Genomic DNA, 18265 nt, shown 5'->3' with positions numbered 1-18265 from the left:
CATTTAGTTTCTTAAGAAATAAACAGTGTCTAATTCTATATTTTTTGAAACCCTAACAACGTCATCTATATTAACTTTTTCTATTTTTTCTATCATAGTCTCCAAAGTCTCATTAGAATTACCTATAGATTGAGCAAAATAGAAATCTCCCAATCCACCTATACTATCAGCAACAGATCTTAGAGAGTTTATCATTGAGTTTTTACTATTTCTTATTTCCTCATCACTTACTTTACCATCTTGTATCTTCTCTAATTGTTCTTGTATTACAGAAACAGTTTTGTCATATTTATCAAATTCAACACCAGAAGCTATATACATAATACCTTTGTATTTTTCTATAGATGAATAAACATAATAACATAAACTTTCTTTTTCTCTAACATTTAAGAACAACTTAGAGTGAGGTCCTCCACCTAATATACTTGAATACACCATAAGTGGATAATAATTATCTGCATCTTTGAAATCTATATGTGTTCTATAACCCATAGCAAGCTTTCCTTGAGTTACATCCATTTTATCTACGATATTTTTTACAGCAGATACATTCTTACCTATTTCTTCTCTAGGAACTTCTTTTATATTTTTTCTTTCAAAATTAAATTTATTTTTTATAGTATTTACTATTTTATCTTTGTCAAATTCACCAGCTACAACTATATCTATAGGCGAAGACTTAAGAATATCTTTATAATGATTATATAGTTCTACTGGGTCAATATTATCCAAATCTTCTTCATAACCATATTCATACAAACTAAATCTTTCATTTTTGCACATTTCTTCAAAACATCTCTCAAGGGCATATCTACCTTTGTCGTTTATTCTACCTTTTATTCTATCCTTTAGATTATTTCTCTCTAGTTCAAAATACTCTTTTTTAAATCCACCATTTTCTACTAATGGATTGTTTATAACCTCATTTAAGAAATCTATAGCTTCTTCAAATATAGGCTCATCTAAATACTTTTCATTAGTAGTTATAAGTTTGAACATAAGTATTTGTCTTTCACCTCTTTTAGATATATCACTATAAAGAGATGAACCATATAAACTATCCGACTTATTAGATATTTCCCTTGAACTTGGATAGTTTTTACTACCACTAGTTATAACATTAGGAAGTAATGCATTTTTACTAACTTCATCTTTATCTAAAACTCTTTGAACATAAACACTGACAACATTAGTTTTGAACTTATCAGTGTTTACTAAAGTTAGGTTCAAACCTTCACCTAAATTTATTCTTTCAACACTATTCATATTTGCCTCCTACTTTAATAAAGTTATTTTAGTATATAATTCTTCAATTATAATGTGTTCCTCATTTAAAGGTCCTATGTAATAAAACTTAGTGTAACTAGTATTGATTTTTTGTAAGACATGTTCAGCTAAATACCTAATATATGAAGTTTCTATAGTTGATGTTGGCATAACAAGATACAAAGCATCAATTCCATATTCTAACAATTCTTCCCCTGACTTTATTATATCCTTTTTATTATTTTCTAAAAGAGGTAACTTTATTTGAATATTATCTTTTTTTTCATTTAATATATATTCTTTAATTTTTTCTCTAAAAAGTACGTCTTGTTCTAAGTTATTTTCATTATTAAGACCAACTAACAAAACACCGACATCCATATCTTTATCTCTTATATTTTTTAATACTTCATCTTTATACCCTTTTGCCAAAGTATTAGACTTATAAAAAACATCTGTAGTTTTAACATTAACTTCATATCTTGAAACTTCCATTTTATCCAACCTATTTTTAAATACCTTATAATCAGTTCCTTCAGTTATAAACATAGGACATATAACAATGTCTTTGTATCCTTTACTTATAATATCTTCTAGGGTATTTTCAAAATATGGCTTAGTATATAAATAACTATTTATAACTATATAATCATTATCAAGCTTATTTCTTAATCCTTCTGCTATTTCATAACTAGTATGTTTGAAATGACTTGAACCCAAACTTTCATAAACCTGCTTATACTTATGTAGTCTAACTATCATATCAAAGTAAGAACTATATCCAGTAGTTTGATATATTTCACTTGCCCTTTCCTTTAAATGATAAGTTTCATCTTCTCCTTCATATAATAAAACAACAGCAGTTTTGTCCTGTGGCTCATCAAAATCAGTTTCTATATTACCTATATCTATCTTATCTCTCATAAAACCAGTAATAGTTATATTTAATATAAAATAAGCAATAATAAAACAAACTGCAATATTTTTAGTATCTTTATCCTTAATATACTTATACATAGCCAAAGTAAATATTATTATAAATGTATTTTCCAAAATACCTTGAAAAATAAAAATAGAACATAGACATAATCCTAATAATATCTTTTTTAATATAACAACCACCTCCAACTACATAAAATTTGCACACTATTTATATATAATGTATAATTAATAGGTATGTCTATTTAAGATAATTTAGTACGATATTACAACAATATTATATATATGAAAGGAAGATAAAATTATGAAATTAGGTATAGTAGGATTACCAAACGTTGGTAAAAGTACACTATTTAATGCAATAACACAAGCGGGAGCAGAATCAGCCAACTATCCATTTTGCACGATAGACCCAAACGTAGGTGTTGTAGCAGTTCCAGACGAAAGATTGGACAAGCTTAGAGAGTTATATAACTCTGAAAAAGTAGTTCCAACAGCTATAGAATTTTGCGATATAGCAGGGTTAGTTAGAGGAGCATCTAAGGGAGAAGGATTAGGAAACAAGTTCTTATCTCACATAAGAGAAGTTGACTCTATAGTTCACGTTGTTAGATGTTTTGAAGATGAAAACGTAGTACACGTTGACGGTTCAGTAGATCCACTTAGAGATATAGAAACAATAAACTTAGAGTTAATATTCTCTGATATAGAAATATTAGAAAGAAGAATACAAAAAACTCAAAAAGGTGCTAAAACTGACAAAGCCCTTAAAGTGGAGCTTGATATACTTCAAAGAATAATGGAAGTTTTAGAAGATGGAAAATCTGTAAGAACTATGGAGTTTACAGAAGATGAAGCTAATTTTGTTAATCAGTTAACTCTACTTACTTCAAAGCCAGTTATATATGTAACTAACGTAGCAGAAGAAGATCTTGCAAACGAAGGTGAAGATAACAAATACGTTCAGATAGTAAAAGAGTTCGCAGCTACAGAAGAAGCACAAGTTGTTGTTGTATCTGCACAAATAGAAGCAGAAATAGCAGAACTTGAAACAGATGAAGAAAAGAAAGAATTCTTAGAAACACTAGGGCTAGAGCAATCAGGACTTGATAAACTTATAAAATCTTCATATGCATTACTAGGTCTTATGTCATTCTTAACAGCAGGACCAAAAGAAATAAGAGCATGGACTATAAAAATGGGAACAAAAGCTCCACAAGCTGGTGGAAAGATACACTCTGACATAGAAAGAGGATTCATAAGAGCAGAAACTATAGCATTTAATGACTTAGTTGAGCACGGAACAATGAACGCAGCAAAAGAAAAAGGACTAGTAAGACTAGAAGGAAAAGAATATATAGTTAAAGACGGAGACGTTATATTATTCAGATTCAACGTATAAAAAAATTCACTAAATAAAAAAAGGCTGAGTTAAATGATCTATAAAATCATTTAACTCAGCCTTTTAGTTTTCTTTAAAAGCAAAGAACCTTTGTCCAACGTAATTCAGTAAAGTAAATAGCACCATTCCAAACAACATAGAAATCTGTTCGATAGTACTAACAGATAATTCTGTGTCTGAAATTATAAGTAACATTGTTGGTTTTGCTATACTGTAAGCTAATAAATAGCAAACTGCTACATTCACTGAAAATTTAAATGCTGTTTTAAAAATAGATCCTTCATTTTTAAATGTAAAGTTTTTGTTTAGAAAGAAACTAAGAATGCTTGCAAGTATATATGATACAGTAGAAGATCCCCAGTAGCCTAAATTTGCTATATTGTATAAAAAAAACATTATAATAGCACTAAATGCAGTGTTTAAAATCCCAACAAGTATAAATTTTAAAAGTTTTACATCGAAAAATTTCTTTATCACTTTAAGCATCCCCATTTCAAGTTTTATGTAATCAAAAAATTATGTTTTACTTTCAAATAATACAATAATTTAAGGTAAATAGCAACGTACCAAGTATAGTATTGCATTTTAAATTACAATACTGTAAAATTGTAATTTGTATGAATATCAGGAGGTGAGCATTAATGAGGTTGTTATCAATTATTGTACCTTGCTACAACGAGCAAGATGCTATACCCTTGTTCTATAACGAAATAATCAAAATTTCAGATAGAATGAAAGACTTAGTTGATTTCGAATTTATATTTGTAGATGACGGTTCAAAGGATATGACACTAAAAATAGCAAAAGAGTTAAACTTAAAGGATAATCGTGTTAAATACTTATCTTTTTCTAGAAATTTTGGTAAAGAATCAGCTATGTATGCTGGTCTTGAAAAAGCTAAAGGTGATTTTATTGCAATAATGGACGTAGATCTCCAAGACCCACCTGAACTTTTAATTGATATGTATAACAGTATCATTAATCATGACTATGATTGTGTAGCAACAAGAAGAGTAACTCGTAAAGGTGAGCCTCCCATTCGCTCGTTTTTTGCCAGATGTTTTTATTCATTAATAAATAATATTTCTAATACTGAGATTGTTGATGGCGCCAGAGATTATAGAGTCATGACAAGACAGATGGTAGACTCTATATTAAGCTTAAAAGAATATAACCGTTTTTCTAAAGGAATATTTAGTTGGGTTGGGTACAAAACAAAATGGCTTGAGTACGAAAATGTAGAGCGTATTGCCGGTGAGACAAAATGGTCATTTTGGAAACTTCTTTTATATTCTTTAGACGGGATAATTGCATTCTCTACTGTACCACTGGCCATTGCATCTATCATGGGAATAATTCTTTCTTTAGTTGCTTTTATATTGATTTGTATAGTAATCGCAAAAACATTAATTTGGGGTGACCCAGTTGCTGGTTATCCATCGTTGATTTGCGCTGTTACGTTTATTGGTGGAATTCAACTTTTATGTATTGGAATATTAGGGCAATACTTGTCCAAGACTTATCTTGAGATAAAAAATAGACCTATTTATATTACAAAGGAGGAAACACAAGACAATGACTCTATCTAAATTAAAAAATAATAAACAGTTTATTTACTCATTAGCTTTTGTTATTCCTGCTTTATTAATGCTACTTGTATGTATATTCAATAAAATATACCCTTTTGGAAATAACGCATTATTAATTTCTGATGCTAACGGACAATATATAGATTATTTATCATATTTTAAAACTATATTTACAAGCAACAACGACTTTTTTTATACCTTTAGTAAAAACATGGGTGGAGATATGGTAGGACTCTCTGCTTACTATTTAATAAGTCCACTGAACTTTATATTCCTTTTCTTTTCAAATGAAAATCTACCCGTTGCTCTATTTTTAATTATATTAATAAAAATAGGTCTATGTGGATTGACTTTTAACTATTTTATAAATAAATGCAATGATTTAGATTGGAAATCTTTAGTGTTTTCCACATCTTATGCACTAATGGCTTATAACATGACTTATTTCTGGGATATCATGTGGATTGATGGTGTAATTTTACTGCCGTTAATAGTTTTAGGAATAAATAATATACTTTCATCAAGCAAGCCATATTTGTACATAATAAGCCTTTCTGCCGCACTGATTACAAACTACTATATAGGCTTTATGCTATGTATTTTTTCAGTAATATATTTTGTTTATAGACTTCTTTTATCTATAAACAGTCTATCCGAACTTAAATTATATACAAGAAGAATACTTCAATATATTATTTCATCCTTGGCTTCAGCTTGTTTATCTGCATTTATACTTATCCCTACATTTAAGTCATTACAGGGTGGAAAAGCACAGTTTTCGTTATCTATGCTATCATTTACAGAAAACTTCAAGTTCATTGATGTATTTACTAAACTTTACACAAATTCAATGGATGGTAATCAGTTAATTAACGGTCTACCTAATATTTTTTGTGGAATGCTTATTGTCTCATTAGTTATTTTATATTTCTTTAATTCTAAAATAACATCAAAAGAGAAATTATTATCTGCTGGAATTTTATCTGTTATGTTAATAAGTTTTCATATAAACACATTTAATTTAATATGGCATGGATTTAACCCTCCTGCATGGTTTCCATATAGATATTCTTTTATGTTCAGCTTTTTATTAATACATTTGGCATATAAAAGCTTTCTTAATCTTAATGACGGAATAAAAAATAAAGATATTATTTACTGTGCAATTATATTTATAATTTCATCTATAATTATATTTAAGAACGATTATTCTTTTGTAAATGTAAAGAACTTTTACCTTGATGTGTTTTTAATAATTTGTTTGTGTACATTACTATATCTTTTGAAAAATAGTATAAATAGAAAAAAAGTACTTATTATTTTAATTGTACTTATTCAAGTTGGAAATCTATCATTGAATGCTATTTACTCTATCCGTAAATTACAGGATTTTGATTCTTCTACAATGGATACCTATACAAGTTACATTCAAAACACTAAACCTGTAATAAATAATATTAAAACACAAGATACAAGTTTTTATAGATTAGAAAAAACTTTTCAAAGAACACATAATGATGCGATGCAATTTAACTATAATGGGTTAAGTCATTATAGTTCAAGTGAAAAAACATTCGTTAAATCATTTTTAGGCAAATTAGGATTTAGATATAACGATAACTGGTCATATTATAATAATGGCTCTACAGTTTCTGTAGATAGTTTCCTAGGCGTTAAGTATTTACTTTCTAAAGAAAAAATAAATAAGCCTTATGACAAATTATTTACTAAAAATGATATTACCACTTTCCAAAATCCATATACACTACCTATAGGATTTGCTGTAAGTGATAAAGTCCTAAAAGTAAATTTAAATACTCCAGACTTATTCAAAGTTCAAAATAAGATTTTTAGTTCTATGACAAATAAGGAATTTAATAATATATTCACACCTGCTGATGTTATAGATATGAATATTAAAAACTTAAAGGTAACAAAACTTAAATCATCAACTAAATATGAAAAAATAGATGCTGCAAAAGATGCCTTTATATCCTATAAAATAAAGGTAGATAATATAAATACGCTTTACACGTATATTAGTGCTCCACAATGTCAAGGTGCAGAAATTTTTATCAATAATAAGCCTTTAGGACCATACTTTGATTCTTATAGATGGGACATTGTATCTCTTGGAAAATTTGATAAAGATACTACCGTTACTTTTAAAATAAAGGTTAACGATAATGCAATAGAAGTTAATAAAGCATTTTTCTATTATGAAAATATCGATGTTTTACAACAATATTATAATGAATTATCGAATGAACCTTGCAATTTAGAAAAAATAAGCAGTTCTCATTTAAAAGGAACAATAAACATTAAAGATGATAATAAATACCTATTATTTACTATTCCACAGGAAAAAGATTGGAAAGTAACTATTGATGGAAAAAAAGTCAAAACAGTTATGGTATTTGATGCACTTATGGCCATTCCTATTTCAGAAGGTGAACATACAATAGAGCTTAAATATATTCCAAGTGGTTTATATTTAGGAATAGGAATATCAGCTCTTTCTTCCATGGCAGTTTTGGTATACTCCATATGGTCGCGTAGAAACAAAACTAAATAAAACATAACACAAAATCCTAGGTTATGAAAAACCTAGGATTTTATTATGTTTATATTTAATTTATTTGTTAATAATTAAATACATAGTATAATTAATTTAAATATATTTTATATAGAGGTGTAAACATGCTTTTAAAATTAAATTTAATAATTCTTAGCTTACTCATATTATTTTATAGTGTTTCAAGAATAATAATAAATAGAAATAAACATGTAGATATTAAAAAAGAAGTTATAAACTTATCTTTATTTATGTCTATGCTCGTTATAGTATCTGCAACTATACTTCCTAGACAATTAGGTACAGGATTTAGAGAATTTGAAATTTATAACTTAACTCCATTTAAAGTAGTTACTTATATTTACAATAATTACTCCTTAGAATACTTTTTATATCAAACCGTAGGCAACTTTATGCTATTTATCCCCTTCGGATTTTTTAGTTATTGTAAATTTAAAAGTATAAAAAAAGCTATTATATTATCTCTAGCCATGACTCTAAGTGTAGAGCTTATACAAGGGTTTATTCCCAATAGATTTTGCGATATAGATGATATATGGCTAAATACATCAGGTGGTATTTTGGGGTCTATTGCTGCATACTTTCTTATTTCATCTTTTAATTTAATATCAAAAAATATGAAAATTAGTGACATAGAAAGTTAGCAGTTATTATAACTGAACTTCTTCTTCATCCTTTGAATATTTAGTTAAACTATACGATAAATAAAACCCTACAACACAAAGTAATATTCCAATTAAATACTTAAAATTAAATTCTATACCTGGAAATATAGTAATTATTGATCCTATTACAAATCCTAATACAGCATAATAGGTATATCCATAAAATCTTTTAAACAACAAACTAATTAACTTTGCAAACATTAAAATACTAAGTGCAAATCCTACTCCTATAGGTATAAGTAATGTTAAATCAAAATTTACAATTGCATCAAGCATAACTTCATATGCACCAATATACATTAGTATAAAGGAAGAACTAATACCAGGAACTATAGTTCCAAAGCCAGTAATTGCACCATATACAAGAAGCTCAATTAATCCTGTTCCACCTTCAGTAATTATATTTATAACACCATTTTCTAATATTATAAACAATACTGTTATACCAAATGTAATTATACAAGGCAAAATATATGCTTTTTTAAATCCCTTCTTATTAGCCTCCTTAAATATAGCAGGAAGTGTACCTATCATAAGGCCAATAAAAAGATACTTAACCTCAGTATTATAATTTTCAAATAAATACTTCATAATTTTACTAAATATCAAAACCCCAGCAACAGCACCAAGTCCAAGAGGGAAAAGCATTATTACCTTTTTTCTAAAGTCCTTAAAAATATTTGCAATTGCATCTGTAAGCTTCTTATATATGCCTAATATTACAGCAAACGTACCTCCACTTACACCAGGAGCAACAGCTCCTATTCCAATTATCATTCCTTTTAAAAAATCTGATAAAAAATTCATTATTATTTCACTCATTTCATAACTATTATTTATTACTAACTATTTAAATATTAACCATGTTTGATATATCTCTCATATGTAGTAATTATATCATGTATTAATATTATTTATTTTGTACTTCAAGAGTTTCTGATTTTTTCCAATCATTATCCTCTCTTACAGCATATCTTTTATATAAATGTTTCCAATAAAAACTCATACTTACAATTCCCATAAGAACAACAATTCCACTTATTACAGACATATTAAATAAGTACTTCTTAATAACAAGGCCAACAGTCTCTGCAATATAAGGAGTAGCTATAATAACATACTCGTAAAACCCTGATATATATCCACTAAAACTTAATAAAAATACAACCATGCCAGCACCAACCAAAGAATAACCAGACCAAGCATATGCTCTAACTTTTCTTCTTCCCCAAATTGGAACAAATAGACTCATAAGCATAATATCCAAAACTATAATACCTGCAATAACAAAATTATTAGCTAAAATCCCAACAATTTTAGATAACATTATCATAGGACTTGACTTAGATAACTCATTAAAATTTATAATCTGAAGCTCTTTATCTATAATTTTAATAATATTTTGTTTCATAAAATCTAAATCTTTGCTTTGTTCTTCATTTAAATACATATTCTTGTCTCTCAAAAACTTATTTATATTAGTATCCACTCTTTTACTATAAATACTTAGATCATGAGAAATAACAAAGTTATCTCCACCATTAATAAAATCTATAAAACTTTCAGTAGTAGTATTAATAGTGTTAGTAACATCATTTTTAGACAAAACACCATCTAATGTATCTACAGGAATATTGTTAACAACAAGGGCATATTCAATATTTTCATTTATACTTTCATATACCTTATCATAAATCCCAGCAGACTCAAAAACTTTCTTGTAAGTATTTTCATTAACTAAGGTAGTCTTTAAAAACACAACACCTATAGTAACTATAACACTAAACATAAGTATAATAGCTACAACAGTAGAAGCTATATTTTTACCAATTTTTTTAGATGAAAATTTCATTAGCTTACTCTCCTATCTATTTATCAAAAACTCCCACATAGTCACACTCAACTATAAATCTCTCAGGTGCATTACCTATATAGTTAAATGGATAACATGTGTACATAGTTAATTTTTCATTATCAGTAGGCATAGTAACAGTAGAATCATTAGGATTAGTTATCCTAGTTTTACTAACCTTATACTTATAAACACCATATTCAGTTTCAAATACAACCTCATCACCAACTTTAATATCCTTAAGAGGTCTAAAAGCCGTATCTCTATGACCACTTAACACAACATTTCCACCTTCTCCAGGAAGAGTACTTCCTGCATAGTGACCAATACCTTTTCTAAGCTCTAAATCTCCATCACCATGAACAATAGGCTTTTCAAGATTTACAGAATCTATCTTTAAAGTAGCAAACAAAGTACCTAATTCAGGTCTATATACTTCTTTTCCATTTATATTAAAAGAAACTTCATTTAAATTATTATTTGGCTTAGCAAACACAGTAGAACCTACAGCATAAGTTTGAGCAAACAAATTCCATCCTGCAGTTAAACAAATCAACATTCCTCCAATAGCCAAAAACATAGGGATTACAAATGTAATCCCTATGCGTTTTATTAGCTTGGAGTTTTTAAAACTTAGTTTTTTCATAATAAAAACCCCTCTAAAATAACTATATTATTTTCTTTTCTTTCTAGCTAGGAAGTGAACTCCACCAGCCATACCAATCATACTAGTTCCTGCAAACATCATATTCCCAAAAGGAGTAGCAGTTTTATTTAACTTTCCTCCACCCTCAGGCTTGAACTCAGGCTTGTCTGGCTTGCCATCTCCATCTAAGTCAATTTTGTTTTTATCATTTGAGAAATCAGCAGCTTCTTGAACAGCATCAACTACAACATTCATATCAAAATTTGTAGCTAAATTAATAACTTCAAGAGTATTAAGTTGAAGTACAGTACCTCCATTTGCAGTAGTACCGACTACAGTAGTAACTCCTTTAGAGTCAGTGCCAAACTTAACATTAATATCTACTACCTTAGCAGCTTCTACTGCTATACTTTGAAGCTTAACTTTATTAGCAGTAGACAACGAAGATAAGTCTTTAGTATTTCCTATTATAGACTTAGCTTCATTAATCTTACCCATCATCAGATCCACTTCTTTGTCACTTACTTTTATTCTTTGTAAGTGATCAACTATATTGCCTATGTAATTGCTTGGTACTCCCATTTGTATAAGTGCATTCTTCACATCATTTACTGGACTCTCATATGCTAAAACTGTAGTACTCATACTAAGAGTAACTATGGCAGCAGCAGCCATAACTCTAATTTTTTTGTGCATAATTTTTCCTCCTCTCTTGTATAATATTAAACCTTTCTTATTATACTACACTTAACCTGTGTTTGTTGTCGAAATTTGCATCATAATCAATTTCCATTTAATTTTTTTATTTTCCTTATAAATTATTAATATTTTATTGCTAAGCCTCCTTTGTATGAAATGTTAAAGCTTGATAAGTAAGGAACCTTATGGAGAAACTTATCAAAGGAAATATACTTTTAGACTTGGCAATTTCCCTCATAATCATATTGTACTTCTTCATCTGCTTTGTTATATAAATTCTAATCTTATTTTTGAAAACACTTAACATATGAGGAAATTTCATACATTAAGTGTTCCATTTATCGTCATATAATATATAGTCACTTTTTCAAGTTTTATTAGTTTTCCAATTATATTTTATGATACGTTTACGTAATTAGCTCTATGGGTAATCAGAATACCTTTACTTTATAGATACTATTTATTCTCTACCATACTCATCATCAAATCTTACAATATCATCTTCTTCCAAATATTCTCCCATTTGTACCTCAATTATTTCTAATAGTGTCCTACCTGGATTTTCAAGTCTATGTTTTTGTCCCTGTTTTATAAAAACACTCTCGCCAGCAGGTACTAGGCTCTCTACATCATCTATAGTTATTTTAGCCATTCCACTGACAACAATCCAATGTTCACTTCTATGATAATGCACCTGGTAGCTTAATTTCTTATTTTGACTTACTTTAATTCTTTTAATCTTAAATGAATTCTTTTCTTCCTCAAGGACTTTATAATTACCCCAAGGCCTGTAATCTTGAACATGATATTCAGTTCTACAATCATTTTTCTCTTTTAGGATCTCAACAATCTCTTTTACTTTTTGTGATTGGTCTTTTTTGCATATTAATAAAGCGTCTCTGTTATCTACAACGATTAGATCATTAACTCCTACTATCGATACTACTTTATCCTTTTCAGAGTATATATAATTGTTCTTTGAGTTAAGAACTATATTATCAGAGCCTACAATATTATTATTTTCATCCTTGTCAAATACATCATAAAACGAATCGAAGCTACCTAGATCATTCCAGCCGATATCTACTGGTGTGACGGTAACATTTCTACTCTTTTCCATAATTCCATAGTCAATTGAAATCTTTTCTTCTATTTTACCAAAAGCCTCTTTTATATTGTCGCTTGTCTCAAATGCATCGTAAATGTTTTTAGCATATTTTTTCACTTCATTTATAAAGAACTCTGTGTTAAACATAAATATACCAGCATTCCAGTAATAACCTTTGTCAACATATGTAACTGCTATCTCATACTTTGGTTTTTCTTTGAACTCTTTTACTTCATAACTATTAAACTTTGCAGTTCCTGGTGCGATATACCCATATCCAGTATTAGGAGCATCAGGCTTAATGCCAAAAGTTATGATTGAATCTCTTGTTAATGCTTCAGAATCTCTAATACTATCTACAAACTTCTGTTCTTTTAAAATCACATGGTCGGAAGGGAACACTACTACTGAGTCATTACCTTTTTTAGCTATTTCATGAACACCTGCATAAATTGCAGGAAGGGTATTCTTTGCTTCGGGTTCAATAAGAATGTTTGACTCACTATATTGATAATCTAATTCTTCAATAGCCCCAAGAACTAAAAATTTATATTTTTCATTTGTAACCACATATATATCGTTTAAATCAGCTAATAGTAAACTTCTTTTAAAGGTTTCTTGAAACAAGGATAGTTTATCTCCTTGTAACTTAATAAACTGTTTTGGATATCTATCACGGCTAAGGGGCCAAAGTCTGGTACCACTTCCACCTGCTAATATTATTACTTTCATTAGCTTTTCTCCTTTTTAAAATAGTTTAATCTCTGCTAAATAAATCTCTAGTATACACCTTTTTCCCAACATCTTTAATATCATCCGACAATCTATTTGCAATAATAACATCAGAAATTTTCTTAAATTCTTCAAAGTCTTTTATTACTCTTGAATTGTAAAACTTTTCCTCTTGGAAAGTCGGCTCATAAACTACTACTTCAATTCCCTTAGCCTTAATGCGCTTCATAACTCCTTGGATAGATGATTGTCTGAAGTTATCTGAACCCATCTTCATGGTTAATCTATAAATGCCTACAACCTTTGGGGCTCTTTTAAGAATCATTTCTGCAATATGATCTTTTCTTGTTCTATTAGCATCAACTATTGCTGCCATAATGTTTTGAGGAACGTCAGCATAGTTTGCTAATAACTGCTTCGTATCTTTTGGTAAACAGTAGCCGCCATAACCAAAAGATGGGTTGTTATAATGATTGTCTATTCTAGGATCAAGGCATACTCCTTCTATAATCTGTTTGGTATTAAGACCTCTGACTTCTGCATATGTATCAAGTTCATTAAAATACGCAACTCTTAATGCAAGATATGTATTTGCGAACAATTTAATGGCTTCCGCTTCGGTTGAGTCAGTAAGCAAAACAGGAATATCTTCCTTTATTGCACCTTGTACTAAAAGATTGGCAAACATTTTTGCTCTCTCTGATTGCTCTCCTACAATAATTCTTGAAGGGTATAAATTATCATATAAGGCCCTACCTTCTCTTAAGAATTCTGGTGAAAAGATAATATTATCAGTTTCAAACATCGCTCTTACCTTTTCTGTGTATCCTACAGGTACAGTGGATTTAACAACCATTACTGCATCTGGATTAATTGATAATACATTTGCTATAACTGCTTCTACAGTTCTTGTGTTAAAATAGTTCTTTTCCGGATCATAATTAGTAGGTGTAGATATAATAACATATTCTGCATCCTTAAAAGCTTTATAATTGTCCGTAGTTGCAGTAAGATTTAACTGCTTTGTTGCCAAATATTCTTCAATCTCTTTATCAGTGATAGGAGATTTTCTATCATTAATCATATCTACCTTTTCTTGGATAATATCCAATGCAATTACCTCATTATGTTGAGCTAATAGTACTGCATTGGAAAGTCCTACATAGCCTGTTCCTGCTATTGTTATTTTCATTTGAGCTACCTCCCCTCAATTTCCAATATATCTGCTATTCTTTTGCATGCAAATCCATCGCCATAAGGATTGCTTGCATGACTCATCTTTTCATACTCTTTTCTATCTTCTAGCAATAGCTTAAAAGTGTTATAAATTACTTCTTCATTTGTTCCAACAAGTTTCAATGTTCCTGCAGCTATTCCTTCGGGTCTTTCTGTAGTATCGCGCATAACCAATACTGGCTTGCCTAGACTTGGCGCTTCTTCTTGGATACCACCGCTATCCGTTAGAATCAGATATGATCTTGAAAGAAAATTATGAAAATCAAGTACTTCTAGTGGTTCAATAATCTTTAACCTATTACAGTCTCCTAAAATTTCATTTGCGGCTTCTCTTACCACAGGATTCATATGAATAGGATAAATAGCCTTGATGTTAGGGTGTTCATCCACAATTCTCTTAATAGCCCTAAACATGTTTCTCATAGGCTCACCAAGATTTTCTCTTCTGTGTGCGGTTATCAATATAAGCCTACTATCTGCAGCCCATTCTAATTCTCCATGAGTATAATCTTCTCTTACTGTAGTATTAAGGGCATCGATTGCTGTATTGCCAGTTACATATATATTAGCAGGGTCCTTACCTTCTTTTATTAGATTTTCTTTTGACATTTCAGTTGGTGCAAAATTGTATTTAGCAACGATTCCCACAGCTTGACGATTAAATTCTTCTGGATAAGGAGAGTATATATTATAAGTCCTAAGCCCTGCCTCAACATGTCCAACAGGAATTTGCATATAAAAACATGCTAATGCTGTTACAAATGTTGTTGATGTATCTCCGTGAACTAAAACTACGTCAGGCTCAACTTCTTCTAAAATAGCCTTCATTTTTTCTAGAATATTTATGGTAACATCAAATAGAGTTTGCTTATCTTTCATAATTGAAAGGTCATAATCTGGAACAACATTAAAAGCATCTAATACTTGATCTAGCATTTGCCTATGTTGACCAGTTACACAAACCACTGTATCTAATTGTTTTCTAGTCTTTAATTCCTTAACTAAAGGACACATCTTAATAGCCTCTGGTCTTGTTCCGAATACCACCATTACCTTTTTCATAGGATCCTTCCTTTCATTAAATCCTTATCACTTTTCTTAAAATATCCTTTAAATAAACTGGATAAATATTTAATAGTAGAAACATTAAATATATTAGATAAAGCAATATATATAATAGCTCCTGCTAAAATTTGAATTATAAGTTTTAGTATGATATTAATTGATAAAAACTTTAGACTATACACAATAACTGCCATAATTACAGAATTGAAAAAAGATGGTGTTATATCTTTCAGTTGTTCCTTCACCCCATAATTTATTAGTTTTTTATTTGGATATAAATTGATTCCTAAAGATATTACCGTAGTAACTACTTCTCCAATCGCAATTGCATATACTCCAAGTCGTACACTAAATATTAAAATACTTAATTCTAATATTTTTCTTATTATTTCTAACTTTAATATTATATTGCTATATCCCATTGCTTTAATAGCTTGTAAATTTGCAGTGTGAATTGGCATTAACATGTACGTAAAAGCACATATTTGAATATATGGAACAGCAAGTAGCCATTTATCAGTCAAAAGTATTTTCACAACAGGTTCAGCTACTACTGCTAGTCCAAACATCATAGGAAAAATAATGAAGGAGCTGACAGTCATAGATCTCCTGACCATTTCCTTGATCCTTTGCTTATTGTCCTGTTCATTTGAATACGCAACCAACATTACTGATTGAATAGAGCCATTCACATTAGTCATTATCATTTCAGGAAATTGTCTACCTCTATTAAAATAACCTAACATATCAGGTGTATATATTTTCCCAATTAATAAGCTTCTTAAATTTAAAAATAGAGTATCACTTAAATTGGTCATAAGTATTTTCCACCCATACCCTATTAGATCTTTCAATCTTTCAATTGAAAATATTAGTTTTGGTCTCCAAGGAACGGTAAACCACATTATAATAACTGTAAAAAATTGATTGGATATTTGTTGACAAACTAGTGCCCAAACTCCAAACCCGCTCATAGCCATTCCTATACCAATAAATGCTGAAATCATCGTAGCGCCAATACTACTCATAAATAATTTTTTGAACTCCATATTTTTTGTAACAAATGCTACTTGTATCGAGTTGATTGAACCGGTAAATAGAATGATTGATAATACTCTAATTATACTAATTAACTCTTCTTCATTATAGAATCTTGAGATAGTCGGAGCTGATATAAATAATATTATATATAATATAAAAGCTATAAAAAAACTAAAATAAAATACGCTAGAAAAATCTTTACTATCAGTATTCTTTTTTTGAATTAATGCAGTATTAAATCCTCCCTGAATAAAAACATTCGCTAAATTGATAAATACAATAATTAATGATATAAGACCATAATCACTTGGGGTTAATAATCTAGCTAAAATAATCGAAACAATAAAACTTACGCCTTGTATCCCCGCTCGTTCTAAAAGCTTCCAAACAAGTGAAGAAAAAATTTTTTCTCTATTCATTTATAATTAATCACCTTTACCTTCTGCTATACAACATTTATCAATTACACAAGAACTCGTTTTGTTATTTGATTTCGAAATCATCCCATTAAAATATAATTACAGCATTACAATAAAATCAAATATATATTTTATATACTTTTTTGAATATCACATATTATTTCATACTCTATTGTTTCAATAGAGTGTGCCATATCATCTGTTATAAAGTCCTCGTCCTCAAACTTGACCTGTGAAATTTCCGTTACATCAACCATCATCTAATCCATCTAACTCTTCCAACGATAGGAGCCTTGTACCCATGAATAATTACACTACCCTCATTAGACAGAATACAATTGTATCCGTCAACATATTTTGTAGGAATTGTTGTAACAACCACCTCTTTTGGCGCGGTATAATAACCCTATACCCTAGTTTCACCTTTATGAACCGTTTTCACCATATAAACAACTAATTTCCACTGAAGTGCTAGTTTAATTCCACCTAGCAAAGTATTTATGTAGTCGGGTTTTAAACTGTAAAGAATTATGCATAAGCTTACAAGATTTCCTAATTTGTTTTGCCAAAGACCGTCGTCAGAGTTTATAATGGGAACATACGTTAAATTCAAGTCAGCATTTTTTCTGCAGCAGTTTTAAATTTTTCAATCTTTTCCTCAGCAAAATTATTTTCAATTGCATCATCAGCAACACAAAGGTGAGTAAATATATCGGACAGTTTGAGTTTATCAGCATACTTACGAATAATTTTTACACTTTCTTCCGGACTATCCGACATCCAAGTCCATTCGATTCATTCTAGTATCAATAGCAAACTGTGCCTTTATTGACTTACCAGTTAATTTTTCGGCGTATTCTTCAGAAAACATTGCCTGTATAATATCATAATCTATCAGATTCTGCAACGACGCCACCGGTGTATAACCAAGTATCAAATCTGACCGGTCGTTCCGTTTTAGTGAAGAATTATTGCCTCATCTATATTTGCTATCGCAAAATATTTATACC

The 18265-nt window shown here is 29.4% G+C and carries 18 protein-coding genes and 1 pseudogene; 4 read left to right on the top strand and 15 right to left on the bottom strand.

The window, feature by feature from the left end:
• Positions 1–3: 3 nt before the first annotated feature.
• Together yfmF and BS62_RS07860 are read right to left on the bottom strand one after the other, a co-directional pair.
• Positions 4–1266, bottom strand: a complete 1263-nt coding sequence (gene yfmF / locus BS62_RS07865; protein WP_496490713.1) for an EF-P 5-aminopentanol modification-associated protein YfmF — start codon at positions 1264–1266, stop codon at positions 4–6.
• A gap of 9 nt (positions 1267–1275) precedes the next feature.
• Entirely contained in the window at positions 1276–2388 is a 1113-nt protein-coding gene (locus BS62_RS07860; protein WP_496490712.1) for a ferrochelatase, read from the bottom strand.
• A 121-nt stretch (positions 2389–2509) separates the two neighbouring features.
• On the opposite strand from BS62_RS07860, the gene ychF reads away from it, so the two are divergent.
• Positions 2510–3607, top strand: coding sequence for a redox-regulated ATPase YchF (gene ychF / locus BS62_RS07855; protein WP_496490711.1), 1098 nt, complete (start codon positions 2510–2512; stop codon positions 3605–3607).
• A gap of 63 nt (positions 3608–3670) precedes the next feature.
• Here ychF and BS62_RS07850 read toward each other — a convergent pair whose 3' ends face one another.
• Positions 3671–4084: a GtrA family protein gene (locus BS62_RS07850; protein WP_496490710.1), complete on the bottom strand. Its 414-nt coding sequence runs from the start codon at positions 4082–4084 to the stop codon at positions 3671–3673.
• 164 nt (positions 4085–4248) lie between these two features.
• Here BS62_RS07850 and BS62_RS07845 point away from each other — a divergent pair, with 164 nt between their 5' ends.
• The 3 genes from BS62_RS07845 to BS62_RS07835 all read left to right on the top strand — a co-directional run bounded on the left by BS62_RS07845 (position 4249) and on the right by BS62_RS07835 (position 8436).
• A complete protein-coding gene (locus BS62_RS07845; RefSeq protein WP_496490709.1) occupies positions 4249–5196 on the top strand; it encodes a glycosyltransferase family 2 protein in 948 nt (315 codons plus the stop codon).
• A complete protein-coding gene (locus tag BS62_RS07840; RefSeq protein ID WP_496490708.1) occupies positions 5183–7771 on the top strand; it encodes a YfhO family protein in 2589 nt (862 codons plus the stop codon). Before BS62_RS07845 ends, BS62_RS07840 begins: the two co-directional genes overlap by 14 nt.
• A gap of 125 nt (positions 7772–7896) precedes the next feature.
• Positions 7897–8436 (top strand): VanZ family protein, encoded by a 540-nt coding sequence (locus BS62_RS07835; protein ID WP_496490707.1) that lies wholly within the window; start codon positions 7897–7899, stop codon positions 8434–8436.
• Between the two features lie 6 nt (positions 8437–8442).
• Here the strand turns inward: BS62_RS07835 and BS62_RS07830 are convergent, their stop codons facing one another.
• The 12 genes and pseudogenes from BS62_RS07830 to BS62_RS07775 form a co-directional block, all read right to left on the bottom strand.
• Positions 8443–9264: a DUF368 domain-containing protein gene (locus tag BS62_RS07830; RefSeq protein WP_496490706.1), complete on the bottom strand. Its 822-nt coding sequence runs from the start codon at positions 9262–9264 to the stop codon at positions 8443–8445.
• Positions 9265–9367: 103 nt separating this feature from the next.
• Positions 9368–10309: a hypothetical protein gene (locus BS62_RS07825; protein WP_496490705.1), complete on the bottom strand. Its 942-nt coding sequence runs from the start codon at positions 10307–10309 to the stop codon at positions 9368–9370.
• Between the two features lie 16 nt (positions 10310–10325).
• Positions 10326–10955 (bottom strand): class D sortase, LPxTATN-specific, encoded by a 630-nt coding sequence (gene srtD, locus BS62_RS07820; RefSeq protein WP_496490704.1) that lies wholly within the window; start codon positions 10953–10955, stop codon positions 10326–10328.
• A gap of 27 nt (positions 10956–10982) precedes the next feature.
• Positions 10983–11651: a hypothetical protein gene (locus tag BS62_RS07815; protein WP_496490703.1), complete on the bottom strand. Its 669-nt coding sequence runs from the start codon at positions 11649–11651 to the stop codon at positions 10983–10985.
• Between the two features lie 463 nt (positions 11652–12114).
• The gene (locus tag BS62_RS07810) at positions 12115–13494 is read right to left on the bottom strand and encodes a mannose-1-phosphate guanylyltransferase/mannose-6-phosphate isomerase (RefSeq protein ID WP_496490702.1); all 1380 of its coding nucleotides are present in this window, start codon (positions 13492–13494) and stop codon (positions 12115–12117) included.
• A gap of 25 nt (positions 13495–13519) precedes the next feature.
• Positions 13520–14686: a nucleotide sugar dehydrogenase gene (locus tag BS62_RS07805; RefSeq protein ID WP_496490701.1), complete on the bottom strand. Its 1167-nt coding sequence runs from the start codon at positions 14684–14686 to the stop codon at positions 13520–13522.
• A gap of 5 nt (positions 14687–14691) precedes the next feature.
• Positions 14692–15792: a non-hydrolyzing UDP-N-acetylglucosamine 2-epimerase gene (gene wecB, locus BS62_RS07800; protein WP_496490700.1), complete on the bottom strand. Its 1101-nt coding sequence runs from the start codon at positions 15790–15792 to the stop codon at positions 14692–14694.
• On the bottom strand, positions 15789–17255 hold the full coding sequence (locus tag BS62_RS07795; protein WP_496490699.1) for a lipopolysaccharide biosynthesis protein: 1467 nt from the start codon (positions 17253–17255) through the stop codon (positions 15789–15791). The genes wecB and BS62_RS07795 overlap by 4 nt, the downstream gene beginning before the upstream one ends.
• A 131-nt stretch (positions 17256–17386) precedes the next feature.
• Complete coding sequence (locus BS62_RS07790; protein WP_496490698.1) at positions 17387–17512, bottom strand: hypothetical protein; 126 nt, start codon at positions 17510–17512, stop codon at positions 17387–17389.
• Positions 17512–17643, bottom strand: a pseudogene (locus BS62_RS07785) (alanine racemase C-terminal domain-containing protein); the annotation flags it as partial. The gene BS62_RS07790 and the pseudogene BS62_RS07785, both read right to left, overlap by 1 nt.
• Positions 17644–17864: 221 nt before the next feature.
• Positions 17865–18035, bottom strand: a complete 171-nt coding sequence (locus tag BS62_RS07780; protein ID WP_496490697.1) for a hypothetical protein — start codon at positions 18033–18035, stop codon at positions 17865–17867.
• On the bottom strand, positions 18025–18162 hold the full coding sequence (locus BS62_RS07775; protein WP_496490696.1) for a hypothetical protein: 138 nt from the start codon (positions 18160–18162) through the stop codon (positions 18025–18027). Before BS62_RS07775 ends, BS62_RS07780 begins: the two co-directional genes overlap by 11 nt.
• Positions 18163–18265: the final 103 nt, after the last annotated feature.

It is taken from the genome of Sporacetigenium mesophilum DSM 16796 (assembly GCF_059569055.1).
The sequence above is the reverse complement of the archived record's forward strand: the minus strand, read 5'-3'. Positions and strand labels throughout refer to the sequence as shown.